This is a genomic window from Robiginitalea aestuariiviva, from assembly GCF_029537735.1.
GTDB classification, from domain to species: domain Bacteria; phylum Bacteroidota; class Bacteroidia; order Flavobacteriales; family Flavobacteriaceae; genus Robiginitalea; species Robiginitalea aestuariiviva.
Map to the genome: position 1 here is coordinate 1,135,457 of NZ_JARPUQ010000002.1, position 24,862 is coordinate 1,160,318.

Here is a 24,862-nt window from a genome sequence, read left to right on the forward strand (position 1 = left end):
TATCACCTATGCTGTTTACCCACCCGGAATTGCTTTGGGGCCTCTTAGCCCTGATCCTGCCTGTACTGGTTCACCTGCTGCGGCTCCGCAAATTCCGAAAGACTCCGTTTACCAATGTCAGGGTTTTACAGCGGCTGCAATTGCAGGCCGACCGAAGCAGCCAGTTGAAGAAATGGCTGCTCCTTGCAGCGCGCCTGGGCCTGGTTGCCGCCCTGGTGCTGGCATTTGCGCAACCCTACCGGGCCAACCCCGGGGCCACCGACCCCAGGGAGGTAGTTATTTACCTGGACAATTCCTTCAGCATGGAAGCCACTGCCGGTTCCACTACCCTGCTGGGTGCGGTGGTACAGCATTTGCTCCGTGAACTTCCCGGGGATTTTCGCTGTGCTGTCTTAACCAATGACGGGCAGTATCCCGTGCGTTCCCTGGATCAGCTCCGGCAAACGCTTCTGGGGCTGCAATTCACCTATCAGCAGGCGAATCTGGAAACCCTTCAGATGCGCGCCCGCCCCTATTTTGGCGAAAGCCCCGGAGCCCAACGTGAGTTGTGGTTGTTTTCGGATTTCCAGGGGATGGGATTGGAGGAGGCTGATCTGGCGGAAGACGTGAGGATCCGGGCGGTACGGCTGCAACCGGATGCGCTCAGGAATATGTCCCTGGACACCGCCTATATCATTTCCCGGGGTGAGGATTTGCTGGAATTACAGGTAAATGTGAGCCTGCAGGACGATGGGCAGGGCAGCCCGATTTCCCTTTTTAACGCCGATACCCTAATAGCCAAGAGCTCGGCGGATATCGGGGCCGGAGGATCAGGCAGTGCCCGTTTCAGCCTGCCCGATGGACAGGACATCCGGGGTGCTGTCCGCATCCTGGACGAAGGCCTGCCGTACGACAATACGCTCTACTTTACGCTGAACGCCCCGGAAAGAATAAAAGTCATGAGTCTGGGGCCTGGGGATAACGGGCCCCTGCAACGCATATATACACCGGATGAATTTGAATTTACCACCTCCGGGATAAGGGAAGTAGATTTCGGGCGTCTGCTGGAACAGGACCTGGTGGTGCTGAATGCCCTGGAAACCTGGCCTGAGGCCCTTATCCAGGTTATGGAACAACTGCTGGAGCAGGGTACCAAGCTACTGGTCATCCCCGCCAGGGAAATGGATGCCGTAGGGTATAACCGATTTTTGGAACCCGCCGCCGGCTGGCGCATTGCCGGGCGCGTAGATACCGAAAACCGCATTTCCGGCATCCGTTATGACCATCCCCTGTTCCGGGATGTTTTTGAATCCCCTGTGGATAATTTCGAATATCCCGGGGTTCGTTCCTATTACCAGGTGGAGGGCTCGGGGCCGGGAATCCTGGATTTTCAGAACGGCGAGCCCTTTTTGCTGGGTTCCGGCAACCTTTTCCTGCTAAGCGCCTCCCTGGATTCCCAGGTGAGCACCTTCAGGGAATCTCCGCTTATTGTACCGGTTTTTTATGGGGTTGCACGATATAATCTGGCCTTCCCGGAGCTGTATTTTACCATCGGGGAAGAGGCCTTCGCACGGATTGGCTTGTCTCAGGCCGACGATGCCGTCTTTGTGCTGGAACAACCCGGAGCTCGTTTTATCCCGGAACAACAGGGGGCCGGGCGCAACACCCTGCTTCGGTTTGGATCAGAACCCCAGGTAGCCGGGACCTATGAATTGGCAGAAAGGCCCGAATCCGGGTACCGCTTCAGCTTTAACTACCCCAGGCGGGAAAGCCAGGCTTTGCGGCATACCCCAACCCTGCCCGATGGGCTGGACCAGGCCTCAGATGTATCAGGCCTGCTGGAAGGCTATCAAAATAGCATCCGGGTAACGGAGCTTTGGAAATGGTTTGTTATTTTTGCCTTGATCTTTGCGGCGGCAGAACTTCTGCTCCAAAAATTCCTGCGATGAAGCTCGTACTAAAATCCGCGACCTTAGTGACCCCGGGCCAACCCGGGATACACGGCAAAAAGCGGGACCTTTTGATCGAAAACGGGCGGATCGCCAAAATCGCCGCCAACCTGGACACGCCCGAAGGGGTCCCGGTGATTACCCTGAAAAATTTACATGTGAGTCCGGGATGGTTCGACCATAGCGTAAGCTTTGGAGAGCCCGGGTTCGAAGAGCGGGAAACCATATCCAATGGATTAAAGGTCGCAGCCTCCAGTGGTTTTACGGGCATTGTACTAAACCCGGATACCCGACCGGTACCGGACACCAGCGGGGACGTGGTATTCCTGCGCGAGGCTGCCCGGGAAAGCGTTGCCGAACTCTTCCCTCTTGGAGCCCTGAGCCTTGGGCGCCAGGGAGTAGATCTGGCAGAACTTTACGATATGCACGGCGCCGGAGCGGTAGGCTTTAGCGACGGCAAACACCCGGTGGAAAACCCCAGCCTGCTTAAACTGGCCCTCTTGTATGCCCAGCATTTCAAGGGCCTGATATACTCCTTTCCCCTGGACGGGCAAATGGCACCGAAGGGACAGATGCACGAAGGAGAAACCTCCGTGCGCCTGGGCCTTAAAGGCATTCCGGCCCTGGCCGAAGAACTGCGCGTGGCACGGGACCTGCGTCTCTTGGAATACACCGGGGGCAAGTTGCATATCCCCACTATTTCAACTGCCCAGTCCGTGAGCCTTATAGCGGCAGCCCGGAAAAAAGGGATGGATGTAAGCTGCGGGGTGGCCCTGCACCACCTGTTTTTTACGGATGAAGAACTATCCGGTTTTGACAGCCGATTCAAAGTCCTGCCGCCCCTCAGGGGCAAAGCAGACGTAAAAGCCCTGCGCAAAGCCCTGGCGGAAGGCACCATAGATTTTGTAACCTCGGACCACAGCCCCAAGGATATTGAAGAAAAACGTTTGGAATTCGACCGGGCAGCATTCGGGTCCCTGGGCCTGGAATCTGCCTTTGGCATTCTCAGCCGGATTTATCCCCTGGAACTATGCGTGGAAATCCTGACCCGCGGGCGGGAACGTTTCGGATTGCCAGCCGTGGCGCTGGAAGAAGGCCAGCGGGCCAACCTGACCCTCTTTAACCCGGAAGGGACGAGAACGCTGCAGGAGGCAGACCTGGCCTCCACCTCCAAAAATTCCATGTATATCGGACAGGAACTTCAGGGCTCGGTGTACGGCGTGGTGGTGGGCGATAAAACCCAACTGGCATGAGCCGCCCCCCGGCCGAGGCCCGCACCATAGCCGTGGTGGCCTACCTGACCCTGATCGGATCCCTGATTTCCATGAGCATGAACGCCGAACCGCGCCACGATTTCGGGCGCTTCCATACCCGACAGGCCTTTGGGCTTCACCTGTCTTTTATTCTGGTTATGCTTTTTCTGAGTATCGTCTGGTTCCATCCCTACGCCTGGATCGGTTTCTATATCTGTTATTTTGTGCTCTGGATCTATGGCTTTATCGGCGCCTTGCAGGGTCGTAAATACCTGGTGCCTGGAATTGGCCCCTATTTTCAACAATGGTTCACCTTTATCCCCTGAGGCATGGAACCCAAAGCCCTTTCCTTCCACCACCTGATCCGCCCACCCAAAACAAAGGAAGGCAAGCCCCCTGCGCTGATCATGCTGCACGGGTATGGCAGTAACGAGGAAGACCTGTTCTCCTTTGCCCCCGAACTGCCTGATGACCTGTTTGTGATTTCGCTGCGGGCCCCATATTCCTTACAGCCTTTCGGACATGCCTGGTACGCCATACACTTTGAGGCGGAACAAGGAAAATGGAACGATACGGCGCAGGCTATCGACTCGCGTGAAGCGCTTAATGCTTTTCTGGAAGAAGCCGTTAATGCATATGATCTGGATGCAGAGCGCGTCAGCCTCCTTGGCTTTAGCCAGGGGAGTATCCTGGGTTATGCCCTGGCCCTTTCCTACCCGGAAAAGATCCGCTCCCTGGTTGCCCTTAGCGGATACCTGGACCCCGCCATGCTGGGAGAAGGATATCGGGAAAAGGACCATTCCCACCTGGAAATCTATGCCTCTCACGGCCAATTGGATATGGTGATCCCCCCCGCCTGGGCCCAGCAGGCGGCAGCCTTTTTAACCGAAATGGGAATTGAACACCGTTATGAGGAATTCCCGGTGGGGCACGGGGTTTCTCCCGAAAACTTCCATGCATTCCGCACCTGGCTCCGGGGCCGGTATTGAATCAGCGGGCGTAGAGCAAATGATCCATGGGTGTAAAATCCACGCCCAGGTCATCGCGTATTTCGTAGGCGATCAGTAACTCTCCCCAATACTTGCCATCGGAGTAATCTGCCAGGATCCATCGGTGGTTTAGAACCTTGATCTTGTTGATTTTAAAATTGCTCTCCATCCCTTCGTAGGGCACCAGGGGGTTATCGCCGGGGCGTTCATTGGTCTCCAGCAATTTGTCCCGCACATACCCGGCAGGGTCCTCCAGGTTCAAGTGGTCAAAATACACGAGGGCATCGTCATTGTTTTCAAGGCTGAAGTACTGCATGTCCAGCACGTCCAGGCGCGCCTGCGTAAGGGAGTCCTTCCACTGCTGTTCCCGCTCCTGATATCGGTCGATATCCCGCGTCAGTGTTGTCATCGTACGGCTGCTGCCCACAGCCAGGTAAAGCGCAATCAGTGCTGCAAAGACAAAGAGGTAAAGGAAAATGTTTTTCTGCATGGGTTAAATCGTTAGGGTAAGGTTGTCATAGGCCAGGTGCACATGGGCTGGAAGGCGTTCCTCTACCCGGGCGTGAAACCCAAGCTTATGGCTGATGTGGGTCAGGTATGCCGCCTCGGGGGCTACCCGGTCGATAAACGCCAGCGCTTCTTCCAGGTTCAGGTGGGAGTGGTGGGGTTCTTCCCTTAGGGCGTTAACCACCAATACCTTGAGGCCCTCCAGGTGCCTTTCCTCCTCCGGCTCTATGGTTTTCATATCTGTCAGGTAGGCGAAATCCCCTATCCGGAACCCGAAAACCTGCAGGCGGTTATGCCAGACTTCCACCGGGGTAATGAGCTGTTTTCCAATGCGGAAGGGGTGGCCCCGTTCCACTTCATGGATCCGCACGGCCGGAGCGCCGGGGTAACGGTTCTGGTCGGCAAAAATATAATCGAAGCGTTTTTGAAGGGAGGCCACTACCCGGGGATGCGCATAAATGGGGATGTCCCCCTGGCGAAAAAAAAACGGTCGGATATCATCTATGCCGGCGGTATGGTCTGCGTGTTCGTGGGTAAAAAGGATGGCATCCAGGCGGGGAATGGGGTTGGAAAGCATCTGTTGCCGGAAATCCGGCCCGCAGTCGATTACCAGGTTCTGCCCCTTCACCTGCACCAGCACCGAGACCCTCAGGCGCTTATCCCTGGGGTCTTCGCTAAGACAAACCGGATCGTCACTGCCGATAACCGGGACTCCCTGGGATGTGCCTGTGCCGAGAAAAGTAATCTTCAACCGCTTGTCTGTTTTATCCAAATTTATAACATATTTATTATTTGGATCGCCCCATCTTTTTATCTTTGTTTCGAGTAAAAATGCCGACATGCCCTCCGTTCAGAAGAATGAATTCGCTTTCGAAAACGTCCCCTCCATTAAGGCCAAAACCCTGCGGATCAACCTGAATCCGGATATCTACGGCACTTTTGCCGAAATTGGCGCCGGGCAGGAAACCGCCCGCCATTTTTTCCGGGCGGGGGGTGCCTCCGGAACTATTGCCAAGGCCATGAGCGCCTACGACAAGGACTTCAGCGATGCCATCTACGGCATGGAGGAAGATGGCCGGTATGTGACCCAGAGTCGTTTGCAGAAGATGCTCAACCACGAGATGAAGCTCATGGAGGAGCGGATCAGCCGGGAACATCACCCGGATCGCCTCTTTTTTTCCTATGCCAATACCGTAGCGACCATCGACTTTTCCAAGCGCTACAAAGGACATGGCTGGGTAGGGATCCGCTTCCAGCTGGATCCCCGCCAAAAGGAATTCGATGAGATTATCCTGCACATCCGTTTTAAGCAAAACGAGGCGCGATTACAACAGGAAACCCTGGGTATCGTGGGAGTAAACCTGATTTACGGGGCTTTCTACAAATATCACAAACCCCGCAAACTGCTTAAATACCTGTACGACCACATTGATCAGGACACCCTGGAGATCGATATGGTGAATTTCTCCGGGCCCAATTTTTCCCATGTGGACAACCGCCTGATGAGCCTGCAGCTCATCAAAAACGACATGACGGATGCTGTTATGTTTGGCCCGGACGGTAACAACCTGCTTCCGGCAGCGGTACTTTACAAGAAGAACATCCTGGCACTTCGGGGAAGTTTCCGACCCGCGACCAAGGTTAACATGGACATGTTCCAGAAGTCCTATGACATTTTTATCCGGGAACAGACCGTGGACCAGGAAAACGCCATCGTGATCTTTGAGATCACCCTGTCCAACCTGAAATCCAGCGGGGAAATTGACGAACAGGATTTTATGGACCGGGCAGAGCTCCTCTGCTCCCTGGGCCATATGGTGATGATTTCCAAGTTCTCGGAATACTACAAGCTGGTGGAGTATTTCAACAATTACACCAAGAACCGCATTGGCCTGACCATGGGGGTAAACAACCTGGTGGACATCTTTGATGAAAAATATTACCGCCACCTGAGCGGTGGTATCCTGGAGGCCTTTGGAAAACTATTCTTTAAAGACCTTAAGGTATACCTCTACCCCATGAAAGACCCGGAAACGGGTCAGATCATGACCAGCAACAACATCAAGGTCCACCCGAGGATGAAGGAGCTCTACAAATTCTTCAAATACAACGGGAAGGTGATGGACATCATCGATTACGACCCGGATATCCTCCATATATTCTCCAGGGATGTGCTTAAGAAAATCACCCAGGGAGAAGAAGGATGGGAAGAAATGCTGCCGGAAGGGATTGCGGAAGTCATCAGGGAAAAGAAACTCTTCCTGCCCAAAAAGAATCCGGCATCTCACCTGCTGGAATAAAAAAAGCCGGGATTTCCCCGGCTTTTTTTTGTTGATATTCCCGGATTAAAACGCCAGGATCTGTGCGGCGTGGTCTTTGGTGTTGACTTTGTCGATCACCCGGGTAACCACCCCATTTTCGTCCATGATAAAGGTTTTGCGGTGGATACCGTCAAATTCCCGGCCCATAAATTTCTTTGGGCCCCACACCCCGAAGGCTTCAATAACCTGCCGGTCTTCGTCGGCCAGCAAGGGAAAGGGAAATTCGAATTTATCGCGAAAATTGCTTTGTTTCTTCTGGGAATCCGCACTTACACCCAGCAATTCGTACCCGGCATTTTGTAGTTCGGCAAAATGGTCACGGAGATTGCAGGCTTCTGCCGTGCAGCCCGGGGTGTTTGCCTTGGGATAAAAGAAAACTACCCACTTTTTGCCCTGGTAATCTGCAGGGGTAATGGTATTTCCGTCTTGGTCGAAGGCTTTAAATTCCGGTACTTTGTCCCCGGGTTGGAGCGTATTCATATCTGAGGTTTTGTTTATTTTTAACTTTGCAAAATTAAACATTAATGACCAAAAAAGAAAAAGCGGCCTTTGTGATACAAACCCTGAACCGGTTGTACCCCGAAGTGCCTATCCCCCTGGACCACCAGGATCCCTATACGCTGTTGATTGCAGTGCTGCTGAGCGCACAAAGCACAGACGTTCGAGTAAACCAGACTACCCCTAAGCTGTTTAAACGGGCGAACAGTCCTGCGGAAATGGTACGCCTAAAGGTGGATGAAATCCGTGAAATCATAAGGCCTGTTGGCCTTTCGCCCACCAAAGCCAAAGCCATCCATGCGCTTTCCCAAATCCTGTTGGACCGTTACCAGGGCCAGGTACCGCCAGATCTCGAAGCCCTGGAAACCTTACCCGGCGTAGGGCACAAAACCGCCAGCGTGGTGGTTTCCCAGGCATTTGGGATCCCTGCATTCCCCGTAGACACGCATATCCACCGCCTGATGTACCGGTGGGGATTATCTACAGGCAAGAATGTGGTGCAAACGGAAAAAGACGCCAAACGGTTGTTCCCGGAAGCTTCCTGGAACAAATTGCACCTACAAATTATCTGGTATGGGAGGGAATACTGCCCGGCACGGGGCTGGAACCTGGAACGAGATGAAATAACCCGTACCATTGGCCGCAAGTCCGTACTACGGGAGGTAGCAGCCAAAAAAAAGGCCCGCTCGTAAAGCGGGCCCTGTTTCTTAATTCAAATTTGCCTCGAATGTGAAGTCCTTGTACTCCACCAGGTGCAGCGTTCTGGAGAACTGCAACAACCGGTCTACAGTCGCCTTCCCGGCTTGAATGACCTCACAGGTTTTGGCCTGTTCTGAGTAAACTTTTTCCATATGCTTCAGGTTCGTTACACTAGTATAACGCAACCCGAAGCGGAATATTGCTCGACTGAAATCTCAATAATTGGTCAGGACGATATTGTTCTTCTGGATGATTTTCCGAAGGTTGATCAGGGCATACCGCATACGGCCCAGGGCGGTGTTGATGCTAACGCCGGTGGACTCGGATATCTCCTTGAAGCTCATGTCTTTATAGATACGCATGATCAGTACTTCCCGTTGGTCGTCCGGGAGTTCGTCAATCAGCAGGTTCAGATCGCTGTCGATTTGGTCCTTGATCAGCTGGCGTTCAATGTTGGGGCGATCGTCTCCGATTACGGAGAAAATATTGAAGTCTTCTCCCCCTTCGAATTTGGGCATCCGCTTGTTTTTGCGGAAGTAATCGATAATCAGGTTGTGGGCGATGCGCATCACCCAGGGAAGGAATTTCCCCTCCTCGCTGTAATTTCCTTTTTTCAGGGTTTTGATCACCTTAATAAAGGTATCCTGAAAAATGTCCTCGGCCGCGTCCCGGTCCATGACCTTGGAGTAAATAAAGCTGGTAATGCGTTGGTTGTGGCGGTGGATCAGGGTTTCGAGCGCGCGCTCGTCCCCGCTGATGTAGTCCTGTACCAAGGCTGAGTCGTCGATCTGTAATTCCATAGAGCGTAAATTTTGGTTCAGTTAAGCCTAGTTGGCAAATTTAGATTGGGGTTAAGTGCCTGTTGTTTCAAACACATTCTAAAAGTAGCCAAAGGCCATGCCCGTGGAAAAAGTATGTTGTAAAAGGGTGGATTCTTGATGTAAAAGCCGGGAATTAGCTTTTTAACCCTTTGAGCGAAGGCAACGAAAAGTCTCAGGAAGTATTGTGTAGCCCTGCAAAATGCGCCCCGTCAGGGTATCAACGCCTGCGGAACAAGCACTTACCTTAAAAAACCGGAATCAGTTCAGGTTATTCTCTATGGTCATGCCGTCGGCTTCCACAATGGAAAGGGACTTAGAGTAATCCAGCAGGAACCGGACCGTTTCCTCGGAAGCGGTCACCAGTTTGCATTGGGGGGAAGTTTTGGTGTAAAGTTGCTCCATAGCGCTGCGTTATCATTTTCAAAATAACGCAACCCATCTGGAAACCTGTTATTTGCTTCGACCTAACGCCTATTAATTCGTTAAAACAATGCTGTGCTCCTCGATAAGGCGTCTCAGGTTGATCAGGGCGTAGCGCATGCGGCCCAGGGCGGTATTGATGCTGACGCCGGTGCGTTCGGCGATTTCTTTAAAGCTCATTTCCTGGTACATCCGCATCTGCAGCACCTTCTGCTGGTCTTCGGGAAGTTGGCGGATCAGGCTGGCCAGGTCTTCGGTAATCTGGTCCTGTATCAGTTGGTGCTCCGCATTGAGGCTGCCATCCTGCATGATGGAAAATAGGCTATACTCCTCCCCCATTTCGTACCGGGGCATGCGATTGCTTTTACGGAAATGGTCAATAATAAGGTTATGGGCAATACGGATAACCCAGGGGAGGAACTTGCCCTCTTCATTGTATTTCCCCCGTTTCAGGGTTCGAATCACCTTAACAAAGGTATCCTGGAAGATGTCTTCGGTGATCTCCTTGTCAAAAACCTTGGAATAGATAAAGGAAGAAAGCCGGGTGTTATACCGGTTGATCAATACTTCCAGCGCGCGCTCGTCGCCTTGGGTGTATTTCTGGATAAGGGTGGCATCTTTGGCCTGCAGTAGTTCCATACAACTTACTTTTTTGAAGGCTGCGCCGTTTTGGAAACCAGGGTTCCCGGGGAGCAGATTTGGGGTTTGTCAATTCAAAAAAGTAATGTTGTCCTATAGGCCAGGGCTTTGTGATGTACCTTCCAAATATAGATAAAAAAAAGAAATGTCAAGAAAATCTTAACCTTTCGGGCCTGGGAAACGCCATGCAAGCCCATGGGAGAAGCCTTGCAGTTGTCGTATCTTTACGCCAATTTTCAAAGGTTATGCCCGCACTATCCCATACCGACGCCAAATCCCACATCAGCATTCAGGGTGCCCGCCTGCACAACCTGAAGAATATTAGCGTGGATATCCCCCGCAACCGCCTGGTCGTCATTACCGGGATGTCCGGGTCCGGGAAGTCTTCCCTGGCGTTTGATACCCTGTATGCAGAAGGGCAGCGGCGCTACGTGGAAAGCCTCTCTTCCTATGCCCGCCAGTTTCTGGGCAAGCTGGATAAACCCAAGGTAGACCACATCCGCGGCATTGCCCCGGCCATTGCCATTGAGCAAAAGGTAAATTCCACCAACCCCCGTTCTACGGTGGGGACCACCACGGAAATCTACGATTACCTGAAACTGCTCTTTGCCCGAGTGGGCAGGACCTATTCCCCGGTATCGGGGGAAGAGGTGAAAAAACACACGGTGTCCGACGTGGTCGATTTTGTAAACGGCCACCCGGAGGGCGAGCGCCTGCTCCTGTTGGCGCCGGTATCCGTACCCGAGGGGCGCGAAACCAAAGGCTTTCTGCAAATGCTTTCCAAACAGGGGTATGCGCGTATCCGCGTGGGGGAAGAAGTGATGCGTATCCGGGAAGACCTGGAACCCGATGCCCGCGCCTTTGAACTGGTGGTGGACCGTATCGTTTGCAGGCCCGGCGATGAGGATTTTTTAAACCGCCTGGCGGATGCCGTGGATACCGCATTCTTTGAGGGCAAAGGCACCTGCTCTGTCCTGGCCCTGAAAGATGGTAACCGCACGGATTTCAGCAACCGCTTTGAACTGGACGGCATGGCCTTCCCCGAGCCCAATGTGCACCTCTTCAGTTTTAACAATCCCTACGGGGCATGCCCCAAATGCGAGGGGTACGGGGATGTTATCGGGATAGACGAAGACCTGGTGGTCCCCAATACGGCCCTTTCGGTCTACGATAATGCCATATTTCCCTGGAGGGGCGAGAGCATGGGGTGGTACAGGGACCAGTTGGTGAACCACGCCTATAAATTCGACTTCCCCATTCATAAACCCTGGTTCGAACTCAGTCCGCAGCAGCAGCAATTGGTCTGGGAAGGAAACGAATTCATTACCGGGTTGAATGACTTCTTCTTACAACTGGAGGAAAAGAGCTATAAAATCCAAAACCGGGTAATGCTTTCCCGGTACCGGGGCAAGACCAAATGCCCGGTCTGCCAGGGCAAGCGCCTGCGCCCCGAGGCCCAGTACGTGCGCATCTATGGCAAGTCTATTTCAGAACTGGTCGAAGAACCCATCTACCGCCTCCACGATTTTTTTGAAACCCTGGAGCTGGGCCAGCACGACCAGCAAATTGCCCGTCGCCTGCTTACCGAGGTGCGCAATCGCCTTTCCTACCTCATGCAGGTGGGGCTGGGCTACCTGACCCTGAATCGGAAATCGAATACCCTTTCCGGGGGCGAAAGCCAGCGGATTAACCTGGCTACCTCTTTGGGCAGCAGCCTGGTGGGCTCCATGTACATCCTGGACGAGCCCAGCATTGGCCTGCATCCCCGGGATACGGAAAACCTGATTGGGGTACTGGAATCCCTGCGCAACCTGGGCAATACGGTTATTGTAGTGGAACACGACGAAGACATGATGCGTGCGGCCGACTACATTATAGATATAGGTCCGGAAGCCGGCAGTCTGGGAGGCGAAGTTGTAGCCCAGGGTACCCTGGAGGACATCCTGGCCTCGGATAGCTTTACCGCCCGTTACCTGAATGGGACCCTGGAAATTCCTGTACCTGCCAGGCGCCGGGCCGGCAAAGGGTATATTGAGATCCTGGGGGCGCGGCAAAATAACCTGCAAAATATCGACGTACGCTTCCCCCTTCAATGCCTGACCGTGGTGACCGGGGTATCGGGAAGCGGAAAAAGCACCCTGGTGCGCAAAATCCTCTACCCGGTCTTGCAAAAGGCCCTGGGAGGTTACGGCGACAAGGCCGGGCAACACAGCGCGGTGGAAGGGGAATTCAAATTCCTCAGCTATGTGGAGTTTGTGGACCAGAACCCCATCGGGCGGTCTTCCCGGTCCAACCCCGTGACTTACCTGAAGGCTTACGACGAAATCCGAAACCTGTACGCCTCCCAGAAACTCAGTAAAATCAGGGGGTATAAGGCCAAGCATTTTTCCTTTAATATCGATGGCGGGCGCTGCGACAAGTGTAAGGGGGAAGGCGAGATTACCGTAGAGATGCAATTTATGGCCGATGTACACCTGGAATGCGACCAGTGCGGTGGAAAACGGTTTAAGAAGGAAGTGCTTGAGGTGGTATTTGAAGGCGCAAACATCGACGACATCCTGACCATGACTGTGGACGATGCCGTTGCTTTTTTCCGCGGGCACAAGCAGGAAAAGATTGCCCAGAAACTCCAACCCCTGCAGGATGTAGGGCTGGGTTATGTTACCCTGGGGCAGCCCTCCTCTACCCTATCCGGGGGCGAAGCCCAACGCGTGAAGCTGGCTTCCTTCCTGGGCAAAGGGCAATCCCGGGAGAAAGGCCTGTTTATTTTTGACGAACCCACCACCGGCCTGCACTTCCACGACATCCACAAGCTGCTGAAATCCTTTGAGGCCCTTATTGCCAAAGGACATTCGATTATTGTGGTGGAACACAATCTGGACCTGATCAAATGCGCGGACCACCTCATTGACCTGGGTCCAGAAGGCGGGGACAAAGGTGGATGCCTGCTTGGGGCGGGCACCCCGGAATCCCTGGCGGAAAATCCGGAATCGCGAACAGGTCAGTACCTGCGGGAAAAATTGAATTCCTGAGTCGCCTTCAGGTTATTTGGTGAGCAGCATCCTGGAGCCTTTGTCCTTGTATCTCTTTATATATCTCATATACAGGATTTTAGGTATATTCTCTTTTTTTTGGCACGCTAATTGTTTCATACAGGGTGGAATGTGGATAATCCCATTCGGAACTTTAAAACCTTATGTCATGAAACAGTTGGTACTTTTATTTGCGGCCATGGTGATGGGAACATCCCTGCAGGCCACTCCGGAAGATAAGGTTGTAACTCGCAATGCGTTCCGTTACGGCAATTCTTTCATCTTTGTGGAGAACGGTGTAACCTTTTCCGTTTACCCGGATGGAGAATTCGACTTCTATATCGATAACTACGCCGGGGTTAATGCCCATATTGGCGCGGGGCCGGTTGGGATTACCTTTAATTCCGGGTTTAACTACAACCCTTACGTCCAATACGACGACTATGGCGCCGTAATCCAGGTGGAAAACATCCCCATCTATTACGACTATTACGGACGCGTAAACCGTATTGGAGGCATCGATATCTGGTATCGCAACGGTCGCGCCTTCCGGATTGGCGGGATGCGGGTCTTCTACAATAACAGAGGGTTCTACGATTACCATGTCGGATACATCAACGTATATAACCGCAGGTATATCTACCGTCCGTTCCACCGCTACTTTGCCCGTCCGGCCGTAGGATTCTGCATGGTGTACAACCGTCCTTACCGCAGGTTTTATCAGCCGGTGCGCTACACCTACTATGCGCCTTACCGCTACAACCATCGCCGGGCCTTTGCCCATGTGGGTAAGACCTACCGGTATAAGGACCGTGCAGACCGCAGCCGCGTGTATCGGAACGACCGCCGGGTAGCTGCCCGTGAGCCCTACCGCCGGGATGTAAACCGGATGGGGACCCGCCACCAGGATGTGCGCTCCAACGCCCGCAGCGCGGAAGTGCGCCGCAGTCAGCCCAATCGGGCCGAGGCCAACCGCCGGCCGGTCACCCGCAGCAACCGTCAGGCCACTCAGGCGCCCCAGCGACGCGCGGTACAAAACAACCGCAGACCCCAGGTGGAATCCCGCGGGCACAAAGCCCAGGGCGTAACGCGAACCACTACGGTTACCCGGCGCAGCACCGAGGTAAACCGCAGCCCGCAACGGGCACAGCAGGGCCGCAGCCAGGCCCGTACTACGGTTACCCGACGCAGCACGGAGGTAAGCCGTAGCCCCCAACGGGCACAACAGGGTCGCACCGTGGTTACCCGCCGGAGTACCGAGGTGAGCCGCAGCCCCCAGCGGGCACAGCAAAGCCGGGGACAAAAAAGCCGGACTGCGAAGGCCGCCCCCGGAAGGAGCCGTCAGGTTCAGGCGCGAAGCAATGCACGCAGCGGACGCTCCGGCCAGTGAAAGATTAGTTTTTAGGTTGGTTAGTTGTGAGGACCCCGAGGTGTATATTATGCACCCGGGGTCCTTTTTTGGAAGAAACGGGAAACCGCGGCATTCAGGTCCTCCGAAAGCCGTAGCCGCAAAGCGGCCCCCAGATACAGCAGGCACACCAGCAAACTCTTCAGGGCAATATTCACCAGGGGGTGGAAATAAAACTCCAGGCGGAAAAACAGAGCCCAGGTAAATACCCCTAGCAGGAAAACCCGTAGGGTTCCCGTACTAAAAGGCCACATCCGGTATTTGCGGTACACAAACCACAACTTGACCAGACTGTAAAGGGCTACGGCCAGGAAGGTGGCCAGGGCTGCCCCGAAGATACCCCATATAGGAATAAAGTACATATTCAGCACCACAGTGCCAGTCGCCAGCAACACCCCCATCCACAGCAGGGTGCGGTAATAGGGAGAATTATAGAGGATAGCGCTGTTGATACTCAGCAGGGATTCCAGCAGCTTGGCCCCGCCAATCAGCAAAACGATTTGGAAACCGCCCCGGTAATTCTCCGGGAGCATGGCATAAAGGTCGTCCAGGTTTAGGAGGATCAGCAAATAGATAAGCCCGGAAACCAGGAATAACCCCAGGGAACTCCGTTTATACAAGGCGGACAGGGCCTTCAGGTCCCCTTCGTGAACCATACGGGACGTAAGGGGATAGGTAATCTGATGCATGGCCCGGAGCGGCACAATGATTACCGTGGCGATAAAAATCGATACGGTGTAATAGGCTACGTTTTCGATCCGGATGTACTGGTTGATCATGAACCGGTCAATTTCCAGCAACAAGACAGAAACCGAGCCCCCGATAAGGATCAGGGCACTGTAGCGGATCATGTCGCGGGAGCCATCAGGGATTTGCAGGCGCAGGCGCACCGGCTGCAGGCGCAGGGCGTAGGTAGCCATCCAGAACGTCCGCAGCAGATACAGCCCCACCAGGGATAGCAAAAAGACTTCCACCCCTATCGCGTCCAGATACAGGGCCAGCAGCAGCAAGGTAACCCCAAGGCGGGCAAATACCTCCTTGAGGAAGGTGCCCCAGGCCGATTTCAAACAGGCCTTGCTCCAGGCAAAGAATACTTCGAAATAGCCCATGGCCAGCCCAATGGCAAAGATATGCCAGACATACCCCCCTACCACCGTATTCTCGCGCGACAGGAAGGCGGCCACCACTTCCCGGGCCAGGCCCAGGCAAAGCCCAAGCGGCACCACGGTAAGCAAGGGCAACAGCAACATCAGGGTGAGAAACCCATTGGCCTGGGGGGTGCCCTGGTAGGCGGGGAAATAGCGGATGAGGGTATTGGGGATCCCGAACGCCAGGACGGGCATTAGCAGGGCCGCTGTGGAAAGGATAACCCCAACCAGCCCAAACTGCACCTCCGTGAGCAGGCGCGTATACAGGAAAAGGGTATTGAGCGCGCCCAATGCAAACCCGGCATAGGTGAGCAGGGTGTTGATGATGGATTGCCTCAGGACGATACCCATAATACTTCATTTACGAGTTTCTCGGTAAGGGCCTTGCGGTGATACCCCTCAATTCGCGGCGGATCTCCTCTCAGGGCCCCGGCCTTATAGGCCTGGTACCACTTCCTTAGGTGAGCTTTCAGGGTTGCCCTTTCCTGGTAGGTAAAAGCCACCCCACAGCCGGTTTCTTCCACCAGCTGGGCGGCCTCCCAACCATCTGGCCCGATAGCCAGGATGGGGCGGGCGGCTGCCATGTATTCAAAGAGTTTGCCGGGCAGGATTTCCCGGGTTTGCGCACTGTCGATCTCCGGCAATAGCAGCACCTGGGCTTCCCGCATTTGGGCCATCGCCTGCTTATGGGGAACATAGGGGTGGAAATTGCTGTAGGCATTAAGCCCGGCTGTTTCCAGGGACTGCCGCACTTCTGCACTGACCAGGCCGGTGAACTCCAGGCGCAGGTCCCGGACAAGCCCGGCCTCCTCCTGCAACAGCTCCTGCAGGACGGCCCACAGGTTTTCGGGATTCCTGCCGCCCAGCAGGGAGCCCGTGTGCACAATACGGAACGGGCCCTCCGGCTGGTCTCCGGAGGCCGGGGTATGGTTATAGCCATTGGTCACCACATGTACGGGAACCGCAGTCTGCTCCCGGAAGGATTCTGCCGTTTTGCGGCTGGTGGTGATCACCACGTTGGCATGCTGAAGGACCTGCCGTTCAAAATCCCGGTGCCTGCGGCGGGCGCGGCTGCCCGGAAACATAAAATCATGGTATCCAATCCCCGTCCAGGGATCGCGGAAATCCGCAGCCCATCGGATATCCAACCTTTTTTTCAACCCCAACCCGATCAGGTGCAGGCTGTGGGGTGGCCCGGTGGTAATCACCCAGTCCGGCCGTTCCTTTTCCAGGATGGCGGGGAGTTTTTGCAGGGCCGGTCTGATCCAGAAGCGCCGTGCATCCGGGATAAAGAAATTCCCGCGGATCCAGCGCATCAGGCGTTCGGCCCATCCTGGGTCTTTTTTGTCAATCATCCCGGCACTTACCCTATGGGTTGTTTTGCGCCCCAACAGGGCAGCCAGGCGATAGGGCTCCCAAAAGCTGCTGCGGTAAACAGATATCCCTTCCGGCACCAGGGCTTCCAGTTCAGGATCCTGCAAGGGGTAATGCGGGTGCTCTGGGAGGAATAATACCGGCTGTATTCCCATTCCGGCCAGGTAGCGGACAAAATACAGCCAGCGCTGTACCCCGGGCCCGCCTGCCGGCGGCCAGTAATAGGTAATGATCAGGACCTTTCGCATTACGATACTTCCTTACGGGGCCTGCGGCCCAGCCACGAGTATACCAGGGCGGCCAGGAATACCAGGCCAAGCCCCAGGGATCCGGCCAGGGAAAGCGTTGCCCCTTTGCGCACCACCCCGGGCCGGAACCGGAATTCGATGGTGTGTTCCCCTGCAGGGACTTCCATGGCCCTCAGGGTATAGTTCACCCGGAAATGCGGGCGCGGTTGCCCGTCCAGGTAGGCCTGCCAGCCTTCTGGGTAGTACATTTCTGAAAACACAGCTAGTCCCGGGTGGGAGTTGGTGGATTTATAAACCAACGTATTGGGGGCATAGGATTCCAGATGGATACCAGCAGTGGAATCTACGGCAAAATCTGCCTTTCGCTGCCCGGGAAAATCCAGTCGGTTAACCACAGCCTCCCGTGCCACATTTAGGGTGTCCAGGGCCAGTATGGCCTGGTCCGCGTTATCCACGGGTGTCAGGCGCGAAACAAACCAGGCATTGCCCAGGGCATCAGGGTTCAGGGCCACGCTGGGTGTGCCTTCCTCGTCCGGCTGGATCAGGTACTTGGTATTGAGCATGTTGAGCACCCCCCGGTGGTCCTTGTAGATATGGAACTCAAAAAGGTCCTGTAGGCGTTGGGGCTTGGCGGCGTGATACCCGCCCAGGGAGTGGTGAAAATATGAGGTCCGGGCACCGTTCAAGCCTTCGGAAACGTTCAAAACCCTGTAGACTGTGGTGTCCTGCAGGATTAACTGGTCTACCTGGCTACGGGAAATAGGCGCATTCATGCGCCGGGCCGGCACAAAATCCAGGGTATTCACATACCTGCGGTCTACCCCTACCAGGTCTGCCACAAGCAACAGGCCCAGGCCCACGGCCAGGGCATTTTGCCGTAATTTCCCTTTCATGGAGAGCCACAGCAAAAGGGCGGTCAGGGCTATATATACCCAGGAACGGAAGGTGTCTTGCAGGTATACCGCCCGCCGGTCTGCCCGGATCAGATCTACCAGTTCCCCCGAAAAATACCGCTTCAGGATTTCGTCGTTCCCCGCGGCAAAATCAAACCCGGAGCGCAGGGCTACCAGGGCAAGGGAAAGGCCGGTAAGGGTCAGGAAGGCAATAGCCAGGTTTTGCTTCTTAGTCGCCTCCGGCACCTTGACGCTCACCCACTGCCGTACCGCCAGCACGGCCAGAATGGGAGCGCAGAGTTCCAGGATCACCTGTATGGAAGACACTGCCCTGAACTTGTTGTACAGCGGGAAATAGTCAATCATGGCATTGGTCAGGGCCGGGAAATTCTTCCCCCAGGAAAGCACGAGGGAAAGGAGAAACCCGCCAACCAGCCACCAGCGGGCGCGGCCCCGCACCAGCAGGATGCCCAAAAAGAACAGGAATAGCACCACGGCCCCTACGTAGGCCGGGGCGGCCACTCCGGGTTGCTGCCCCCAGTACATGGGCAGGGATTCGGTGAACTCCAGAGCCTGGGATCGGGGTACGCCCTGCTCCACCAAAAAGGCATAGGTCTTGGAATCTGCGCCCAGGCGCTCTACCGAGGCGCCCCCGAAAAGCCTGGGGACCAGCAAATTGAGCGACTCGGAAATCCCGTAACTGTACTGGGTGATGTATTCCCTGTCCAGGCCGTCTGTAGCGACCTTCGGGCTGCCATCCGGGTTTACCGTAAGGGAAGACGGGCCCCGTGTACTCCATTGGGCGTATTCCCGCGTAGCCATCAGGGCAGTGGCATTGGATAAAATCCCAAGAGAGACCGCCAGGACTAACAGGCCTACCGAGGCGAAAAAATGGCCGAGACGCCGCTTGCGTACCGCATCTATTATATATACCAGGCCCAGCACCAGTACCAGTAGCATAAAGTAATACGTCATCTGGTAGTGGTTGGCCTGCACTTCAAGGGCCATGGCGATAGCAGTGAGCACAAAGCCCCAAAGGTATTTCCCGCGGAAGACCAGGATTATGCCCCCCAGCAATGCCGGCAGATAGCCCAGGGCATGGGCTTTGGCATTATGCCCAACCCCCAGGATAATGATCATGTAGGTGGAAAACCCATAAGCCAGGGCGCCCAACACGGCCCAGCGGGTGTCTACCTTCATGCAGCACATCAGGATGTAAAAGCCCAGGAAATACAGGAATAGGTAATCTGCCGGGCGCGGCAAAAATCGAATCAGCCGGTCCAGCTGCTTCACATAGTCGTGGGGGTAACGGGCCCCAAGCTGATAGGTGGGCATGCCCCCAAAGGCGCTGTTGGTCCAGTAGGGCTCTTCCCCGGTGCGGTCCCGGAAATCCGTCTGCTCCTTGGCCATACCCCGGTATTGCACAATATCCGATTGGTAAATGACCTTGCCCTGCAATACCGGATGGAAATAAGCCAGGGCGGCCAGGGCAAAAAATACGAGAACAAAGAAATGGGTGATCAGCTGCTGGAAACGACGGTTCATCGGCGGGTTATGGCGGGTTTTAATCGATTTCTTCGTACGCGATGTATTCCCCAACTTTTTCGGTGCTTCTGGGTTTTCGATCCGGTTTCTGCTGCACAGTAACCTTGCCCACCGGCTCGGTATCTTCCCCGGAGGGCTGGTTTCCAAAGGCCTGTCCAAAATACGCTTCGGCCTTTTTTCGGGCATAGGCCCGAAGCCAGGGCCTCAGGATCCGCCCCAGTAAAACCAGGGCATAGTACACCAGGAATACGATCAGTACGGTCTGCAAAATACCCATTTTCTGGACGCTTTGTATATCAAAAGTACAATTCCGTCGTTGTAATAGGCGTAGAAAAGTCCTAAATTAAATTTAAATATGGCGCGTTTCCAGCGATCCCGTTTCCCGGTTTCCCTCCTGCTGCTGTTTGTCTTCATGGCTGCCTTTCACGGGCTGCAGGCCCAGTACACCGATGTGATCAACTCCAACCGGCCCGGTAAGGCCAACGGGGCGTATGCGGTGGGCCGCGGGGTGATACAGGCCGAGGCCGGCCTGCTGATCGAACAGCAGGACCACTCCCTGCTGGACACGGAATCCGGCATTTTGGGCCTGGACGTTGCCCTGCGCTACGGATTGTTGTTCGAGTCCCTGGAACTCCAGTGGGAAGGGATTTTCCAGAGCCAGAACATCACCTTTAACAACACGGGGACCAGCGAACGCTTCACGGATTTTTACCGAAACCGCGTAGGCCTGAAGTACCTGCTTTACGACCGCTACAAGGATCCGGAACGCAATAAGCCCAACCTATACAGCTGGAGGGCCAACAACGTATTTCGCCTGAAAAACCTGATTCCTTCGGTAGCCGTATATGCCGGGGCCAATTTTGTGCTGGGGGATAATCCGTTTTACCCGGGAGAACCCACGTTTTCCCCCAGGGCTATGGTCTCTACGCAGAGTCGGCTTTCGCCCCGCTTTGTCCTGATCACCAACATCGCCTACGACCGTATTGGGACGGATTTTCCGGAATGGAGCTATATCATCTCCCTGTCCCATGCTTTCCGAAACCCCAAGTGGAGTACCTTTCTGGAAAACCAGGGCATACAGAGCGACCGCTACTCGGACGCACTGTTGCGGGGCGGGATAGCCTACCTGATCGGCCCCAACTTCCAGGCCGATTTCCTGCTGGGCGCCAGCTTTAAAAGCACCCCCAGCCGGATCTTCTTCGGATCGGGCATTTCCTACCGTATCGACAACCACAAGGACCCCCTGATCAACAACGGGGATTCGGACAATATCGGACGGGGCGCCATGCGGCGTTCGGCTAAATTGTCCAAGAGCGAACGCCGCAGCCAGAAACGCGCTGCCAAGCGCAACAAAAAGCGCAAAAAGTCGCAACCAGACACCGATTGGGATTTCCAGGCGCCTTAGGCGAGTTTCTGCTCCCGGCCCTTTATTCTGTGCCCAAAGTTTCCTAATATTGAGGCGGTAAAACCCGTCTATGATCCAAATCAGAGAGGCCCGGTCCAATCAGGACATGAAAGCCTTTGTCCGTTTTCCCTTTAGGCTGTATGCCGGGTCCCCGTACTGGGTACCCCCTATCATCCGGGATGAACTGCAAACGCTTGACGCCAAGGTCAATCCGGTCTTTGAACAGGCCGAGGCCCGGTATTTCCTGGCTTACCGGGGCAAACGGGTGGTAGGCCGCGTAGCGGCCATCATAAATTGGACCGAAGTGCGCTCCATGGGGCTGCCCAAAATGCGGTTCGGATGGTTTGATTTCGAGGACGACCCGGAAATCAGCAAGGCCCTGCTGGAAGAAGTAGCCCGTATCGGGAAGCAGCACGGTTTGGAGTACATGGAAGGGCCCGTCGGGTTTTCAAACCTGGACAAGGTAGGGGTGTTAACCGAAGGGTTTGACCATATCGGCACCATGGTAACCTGGTACAACCATGCCTATTATCCCGCCCATCTGGAAGCCCTGGGCTTTACCCCCGAAAAGGAATTTGTGGAGAGCAAGTTTCCAGCCGCCAATGCAGACCCCAAGCTATTTGACCGCCTGGAGGGGCTGATTCGCAAGCGCTATAACCTTAGGCCGTTAAACTTTACCCGCACTGAGGAGATTATGCCCTGGGTAGATCAGATGTTTGAGCTGTTTAACAGTACCTACGCGCGCCTCTCCTCCTTCGTGCCGATCTCGGAGGCCCAGAAGGAATATTTCAAGAAGAAATACCTGAATTTCATCAACCCGGAATACATCAAATTCATTGTGGACGCCCAGGACCGGCTGGTGGCCTTTGCCGTGGTAATGCCCAGTTTCTCCAGGGCACTGCAAAAGGCAAGGGGCAAGCTATTCCCTATGGGGATCTTCCACCTGCTTCGGGCGAGAAAACACAACCGGGATGCCATTTTCTACCTGATCGGGATCCTGCCCGAATACCAGAACAAGGGGCTTACCTCCATTATTTTTAACGAGTACTACCAGGTCTTTCAGAAAAGAAAGGTGGAAATGTGCTACCGTACCCCGGAACTGGCGGACAACATCGCCATCCAACAGATGTGGAAGCACTTTGACCCCGTGGTATACAAAAGGCGGAAAACCTATCGGAAACCCCTCTAAACCCATACCATAAAAAAGCCCGGCCAATGCCGGGCTTTGAATTTGTTATCGGGCGGTTACTCCCCCATGGCTGCTGCCACGGCAGCAGACAGGCGCTTGTAGGTCCCGTTCTCCAGCCGCTCGCGGATGGAAGAGAAGGCCTCCAGGGTTTCCTCTATATCTTCGGCCGTATGTGTGGCGGTCGGGATCATCCGCAGCAGGATCAGGCCTTTGGGGATGACCGGGTAAACCACAATGGAACAGAAGATCCCGTAATTTTCGCGCAGGTCCTTCACCAGGGCCATGGCCTCGGGGATACTGCCGTTCAGGTATACCGGGGTTACACAGCTGCTGGTGTTCCCGATGTCGAAACCGCGTTCCTTGAGTCCGTTTTGCAGGGCATTTACATTTTCCCACAACTTGGCCTTGAGCTCCGGCATAGTGCGGAGCATCTCCAGGCGTTTCAGGGCCCCCTTCACATAGATCATGGGCAGGGACTTCGCAAACATCTGGGAGCGCAGGTTGTATTTCAGGTAATCGATGATTTCCTTGTCTGCCGCCAGGAAGGCGCCTATGCCCGCCATGGATTTGGCAAAGGTGGCAAAGTACACGTCAATGTCATCCTGCACCCCTTGCTCTTCCCCGGCACCGGCACCAGTCTTACCCAAAGTCCCGAAGCCGTGGGCATCGTCTACCAGCAAGCGGAAATTGAACTTTTGCTTCAGGGCCACAATCTCCTTGAGTTTGCCCTGCTCACCCCGCATACCGAATACGCCTTCGGAGATCACCAGAATCCCGCCACCGGTCTGTTCTGCCATTTTGGTGGCCCGGTCCAGGTTCTTCTCCAGGGATTCGATATCGTTATGTTTAAAGGTAAAACGCTTGCCCATGTGCAGACGCACCCCGTCAATAATGCAGGCATGGGAGTCTACGTCGTAGACAATGATGTCGTCTTTAGATACCAGGGCATCGATAGCCGACATAATGCCCTGATAACCGAAATTCAGCAAATAGGCAGATTCCTTATTGACAAATTCGGCCAGTTCCCGTTCCAGTTGTTCGTGGTGCACGGTATGACCACTCATCATCCGGGCGCCCATCGGATAGGCCGCTCCGAATTCCAGGGCGGCATCGGCATCTACCTTTTTGATTTCCGGGCGGTTGGCCAGCCCCAGGTAGTCGTTAATACTCCAGGTGATAACCTCTTTCCCCTGGAATTTCATGCGGTTGGAAATGGGCCCTTCCAGTTTCGGGAATACAAAATACCCTTCAGCCTGGGATGCCCAGCGGCCCAGCGGGCCTTTATTTTCGATAATCCGATCGAATAAATCTCTCATGTAGCTTAGCTTGGTAACTCGGACCCCTGCCGGAAAAGCCGTTCAAAAACGATTCGGGCCCTCCGGGTAAATCCACGGGCAAAAGTACAGAAAAATGGGTAGGAATCACAAAAAATCCCAATGGAAAAGCTATAGGTCAGACCCTTTGGGCCATACCTATTTCACAAACTGGATCTTGCGCGCTTCGGCAACGTTTTTGCTGTCGAAAAAGCCCTGATCCTCCATCCACTGGTCGCTGTAGACCTTGCTCATGTAACGGGATCCGTGGTCCGGGAAGATCACAACCACCTTGCTATCCGGGGCAAATTCCCCGGCTTCGCTCAGCTGCTTCACGGCCTGCATGGCCGCACCGCTGGTGTATCCGGCAAAAATGCCTTCTGTTTTGCACAGGTGGCGGGACATATGGGCACTTTCTTCGTCGGTAACCTTGATGAACTCGTCAATGCTCTTAAAGTCAGTCGCATCGGGAATCAGGTTTTTGCCCAGCCCCTCAATGCGGTACGGGTAAATTTCCTCCGTATCGAGTTCGCCGGTTTCGTGGTATTTCTTCAGCACGGAACCATAGGCGTCCACCCCAATGATGCGGATGTCCGGATTTTGCTCCTTCAGGAAACGGGCCGTACCGGAAATGGTACCCCCGGTGCCGCTGCAGGCCACCAGATGGGTGATCTGCCCCCCGGTTTGTTCCCAGATCTCCGGGCCGGTGGTACGGTAGTGCGCCTCAATATTAAAAGCGTTGAAGTATTGGTTGATGTAGATGGAACCCTTGGTTTCCTCGTGCAGCCGCCTGGCCACCTGGTAGTAGGACCTGGGGTCGTCCGCGCTTACGTGGGCGGGACAAACGTATACGGTGGCCCCCATAGACCGCAACATATCGATTTTGTCCTTGGAGGATTTGGAACTCACCGCAAGGATGCATTCGTACCCTTTGATGATGCTCACCATCGCCAGGCTGAAGCCCGTATTTCCCGAGGTGGTTTCGATAATGGTGCTCCCGGGGTGGAGCAGCCCGCTGCGCTCGGCTTCTTCAATGATGAAGTGCGCAATACGGTCCTTGGCCGAATGCCCGGGATTAAAGGCTTCCAGTTTCGCGAAAAATTCCCCCTCAAAGTCCTCGGTCATCCGGTTCAAGCGAACCAGGGGGGTTTTGCCAATAAGTTCCAGGATATTGTTGTAGGCCTTGATCTCTCGTTCCATAGTGTTTGGTTAGGCTCGGAAGACATGAAACA

Annotated in this window: 23 protein-coding genes; 10 read left to right on the forward strand and 13 right to left on the reverse strand. The window is 54.6% G+C overall.

Translation table 11 applies throughout. The features are described 5' to 3' along the window. Positions 1-8 precede the first annotated feature (8 nt). From OZ410_RS11875 to OZ410_RS11890, 4 genes are read left to right on the forward strand one after another with little or no spacing between them, the layout of a single operon-like run. On the forward strand, positions 9-1,928 hold the full coding sequence (locus OZ410_RS11875; protein WP_277708186.1) for a BatA domain-containing protein: 1,920 nt from the start codon (positions 9-11) through the stop codon (positions 1,926-1,928). Next, a complete protein-coding gene (locus OZ410_RS11880) occupies positions 1,925-3,181 on the forward strand; it encodes a dihydroorotase (protein WP_277708187.1) in 1,257 nt (418 codons plus the stop codon). The genes OZ410_RS11875 and OZ410_RS11880 overlap by 4 nt, the downstream gene beginning before the upstream one ends. Beyond that, positions 3,178-3,507 (forward strand): DUF4870 domain-containing protein, encoded by a 330-nt coding sequence (locus tag OZ410_RS11885; RefSeq protein ID WP_277708188.1) that lies wholly within the window; start codon positions 3,178-3,180, stop codon positions 3,505-3,507. Before OZ410_RS11880 ends, OZ410_RS11885 begins: the two co-directional genes overlap by 4 nt. Positions 3,508-3,510: 3 nt before the next feature. Beyond that, positions 3,511-4,170, forward strand: a complete 660-nt coding sequence (locus OZ410_RS11890) for an alpha/beta hydrolase (RefSeq protein WP_277708189.1) — start codon at positions 3,511-3,513, stop codon at positions 4,168-4,170. A 1-nt stretch (position 4,171) separates the two neighbouring features. Here OZ410_RS11890 and OZ410_RS11895 read toward each other — a convergent pair whose 3' ends face one another. Next, positions 4,172-4,579, reverse strand: a complete 408-nt coding sequence (locus OZ410_RS11895) for a hydrolase (protein WP_420917758.1) — start codon at positions 4,577-4,579, stop codon at positions 4,172-4,174. 84 nt (positions 4,580-4,663) lie between these two features. Beyond that, positions 4,664-5,428, reverse strand: coding sequence for an MBL fold metallo-hydrolase (locus OZ410_RS11900; protein ID WP_277708191.1), 765 nt, complete (start codon positions 5,426-5,428; stop codon positions 4,664-4,666). An 88-nt stretch (positions 5,429-5,516) separates the two neighbouring features. Here OZ410_RS11900 and OZ410_RS11905 point away from each other — a divergent pair, with 88 nt between their 5' ends. Then, complete coding sequence (locus OZ410_RS11905) at positions 5,517-6,977, forward strand: TonB-dependent receptor (RefSeq protein ID WP_277708192.1); 1,461 nt, start codon at positions 5,517-5,519, stop codon at positions 6,975-6,977. Positions 6,978-7,022: 45 nt separating this feature from the next. Here the strand turns inward: OZ410_RS11905 and bcp are convergent, their stop codons facing one another. Beyond that, positions 7,023-7,478, reverse strand: a complete 456-nt coding sequence (gene bcp / locus OZ410_RS11910; protein WP_277708193.1) for a thioredoxin-dependent thiol peroxidase — start codon at positions 7,476-7,478, stop codon at positions 7,023-7,025. Positions 7,479-7,522: 44 nt separating this feature from the next. On the opposite strand from bcp, the gene nth reads away from it, so the two are divergent. After that, positions 7,523-8,188 (forward strand): endonuclease III, encoded by a 666-nt coding sequence (nth, locus tag OZ410_RS11915; protein WP_277708194.1) that lies wholly within the window; start codon positions 7,523-7,525, stop codon positions 8,186-8,188. A gap of 15 nt (positions 8,189-8,203) precedes the next feature. Here the strand turns inward: nth and OZ410_RS11920 are convergent, their stop codons facing one another. From OZ410_RS11920 to OZ410_RS11935, 4 genes are all read right to left on the reverse strand, one after another. After that, positions 8,204-8,347: a hypothetical protein gene (locus OZ410_RS11920; RefSeq protein ID WP_277708195.1), complete on the reverse strand. Its 144-nt coding sequence runs from the start codon at positions 8,345-8,347 to the stop codon at positions 8,204-8,206. 63 nt (positions 8,348-8,410) lie between these two features. Then, positions 8,411-8,995 carry a sigma-70 family RNA polymerase sigma factor gene (locus OZ410_RS11925; protein WP_277708196.1) on the reverse strand — a complete coding sequence of 195 codons (585 nt, stop codon included), beginning with the start codon at positions 8,993-8,995 and terminating at the stop codon, positions 8,411-8,413. Between the two features lie 279 nt (positions 8,996-9,274). After that, positions 9,275-9,418, reverse strand: a complete 144-nt coding sequence (locus OZ410_RS11930; protein WP_277708197.1) for a hypothetical protein — start codon at positions 9,416-9,418, stop codon at positions 9,275-9,277. Between the two features lie 72 nt (positions 9,419-9,490). Then, the gene (locus OZ410_RS11935) at positions 9,491-10,075 is read right to left on the reverse strand and encodes an RNA polymerase sigma factor (protein WP_277708198.1); all 585 of its coding nucleotides are present in this window, start codon (positions 10,073-10,075) and stop codon (positions 9,491-9,493) included. Between the two features lie 245 nt (positions 10,076-10,320). On the opposite strand from OZ410_RS11935, the gene uvrA reads away from it, so the two are divergent. Both uvrA and OZ410_RS11945 read left to right on the forward strand, forming a co-directional pair. Continuing rightward, complete coding sequence (gene uvrA / locus OZ410_RS11940; protein ID WP_277708199.1) at positions 10,321-13,107, forward strand: excinuclease ABC subunit UvrA; 2,787 nt, start codon at positions 10,321-10,323, stop codon at positions 13,105-13,107. 169 nt (positions 13,108-13,276) lie between these two features. Next, positions 13,277-14,497 (forward strand): hypothetical protein, encoded by a 1,221-nt coding sequence (locus tag OZ410_RS11945; RefSeq protein ID WP_277708200.1) that lies wholly within the window; start codon positions 13,277-13,279, stop codon positions 14,495-14,497. A 47-nt stretch (positions 14,498-14,544) separates the two neighbouring features. Here the strand turns inward: OZ410_RS11945 and OZ410_RS11950 are convergent, their stop codons facing one another. From OZ410_RS11950 to OZ410_RS11965, 4 genes are read right to left on the reverse strand one after another with little or no spacing between them, the layout of a single operon-like run. Beyond that, complete coding sequence (locus tag OZ410_RS11950; RefSeq protein WP_277708201.1) at positions 14,545-16,014, reverse strand: lipopolysaccharide biosynthesis protein; 1,470 nt, start codon at positions 16,012-16,014, stop codon at positions 14,545-14,547. Further along, entirely contained in the window at positions 15,999-17,285 is a 1,287-nt protein-coding gene (locus OZ410_RS11955) for a glycosyltransferase family 4 protein (protein ID WP_277708202.1), read from the reverse strand. The genes OZ410_RS11950 and OZ410_RS11955 overlap by 16 nt, the downstream gene beginning before the upstream one ends. After that, positions 17,285-19,723: a glycosyltransferase family protein gene (locus tag OZ410_RS11960; protein WP_277708203.1), complete on the reverse strand. Its 2,439-nt coding sequence runs from the start codon at positions 19,721-19,723 to the stop codon at positions 17,285-17,287. The genes OZ410_RS11955 and OZ410_RS11960 overlap by 1 nt, the downstream gene beginning before the upstream one ends. Before the next feature lie 19 nt (positions 19,724-19,742). Further along, positions 19,743-20,000 (reverse strand): DUF4834 domain-containing protein, encoded by a 258-nt coding sequence (locus OZ410_RS11965; protein WP_277708204.1) that lies wholly within the window; start codon positions 19,998-20,000, stop codon positions 19,743-19,745. A gap of 78 nt (positions 20,001-20,078) precedes the next feature. Here OZ410_RS11965 and OZ410_RS11970 point away from each other — a divergent pair, with 78 nt between their 5' ends. Both OZ410_RS11970 and OZ410_RS11975 read left to right on the forward strand, forming a co-directional pair. Next, on the forward strand, positions 20,079-21,128 hold the full coding sequence (locus OZ410_RS11970) for a transporter (RefSeq protein ID WP_277708205.1): 1,050 nt from the start codon (positions 20,079-20,081) through the stop codon (positions 21,126-21,128). A gap of 70 nt (positions 21,129-21,198) precedes the next feature. Then, positions 21,199-22,317: a GTP cyclohydrolase gene (locus OZ410_RS11975; protein WP_277708206.1), complete on the forward strand. Its 1,119-nt coding sequence runs from the start codon at positions 21,199-21,201 to the stop codon at positions 22,315-22,317. 56 nt (positions 22,318-22,373) lie between these two features. On the opposite strand, the gene capB is transcribed toward OZ410_RS11975, so the two are convergent. Both capB and capA read right to left on the reverse strand, forming a co-directional pair. Beyond that, positions 22,374-23,633, reverse strand: a complete 1,260-nt coding sequence (gene capB, locus OZ410_RS11980; protein ID WP_277708207.1) for a cysteate-C-fatty acyltransferase — start codon at positions 23,631-23,633, stop codon at positions 22,374-22,376. Positions 23,634-23,789: 156 nt separating this feature from the next. Next, on the reverse strand, positions 23,790-24,830 hold the full coding sequence (gene capA, locus OZ410_RS11985; protein WP_277708208.1) for a cysteate synthase: 1,041 nt from the start codon (positions 24,828-24,830) through the stop codon (positions 23,790-23,792). Between the last annotated feature and the right edge of the window lie 32 nt (positions 24,831-24,862).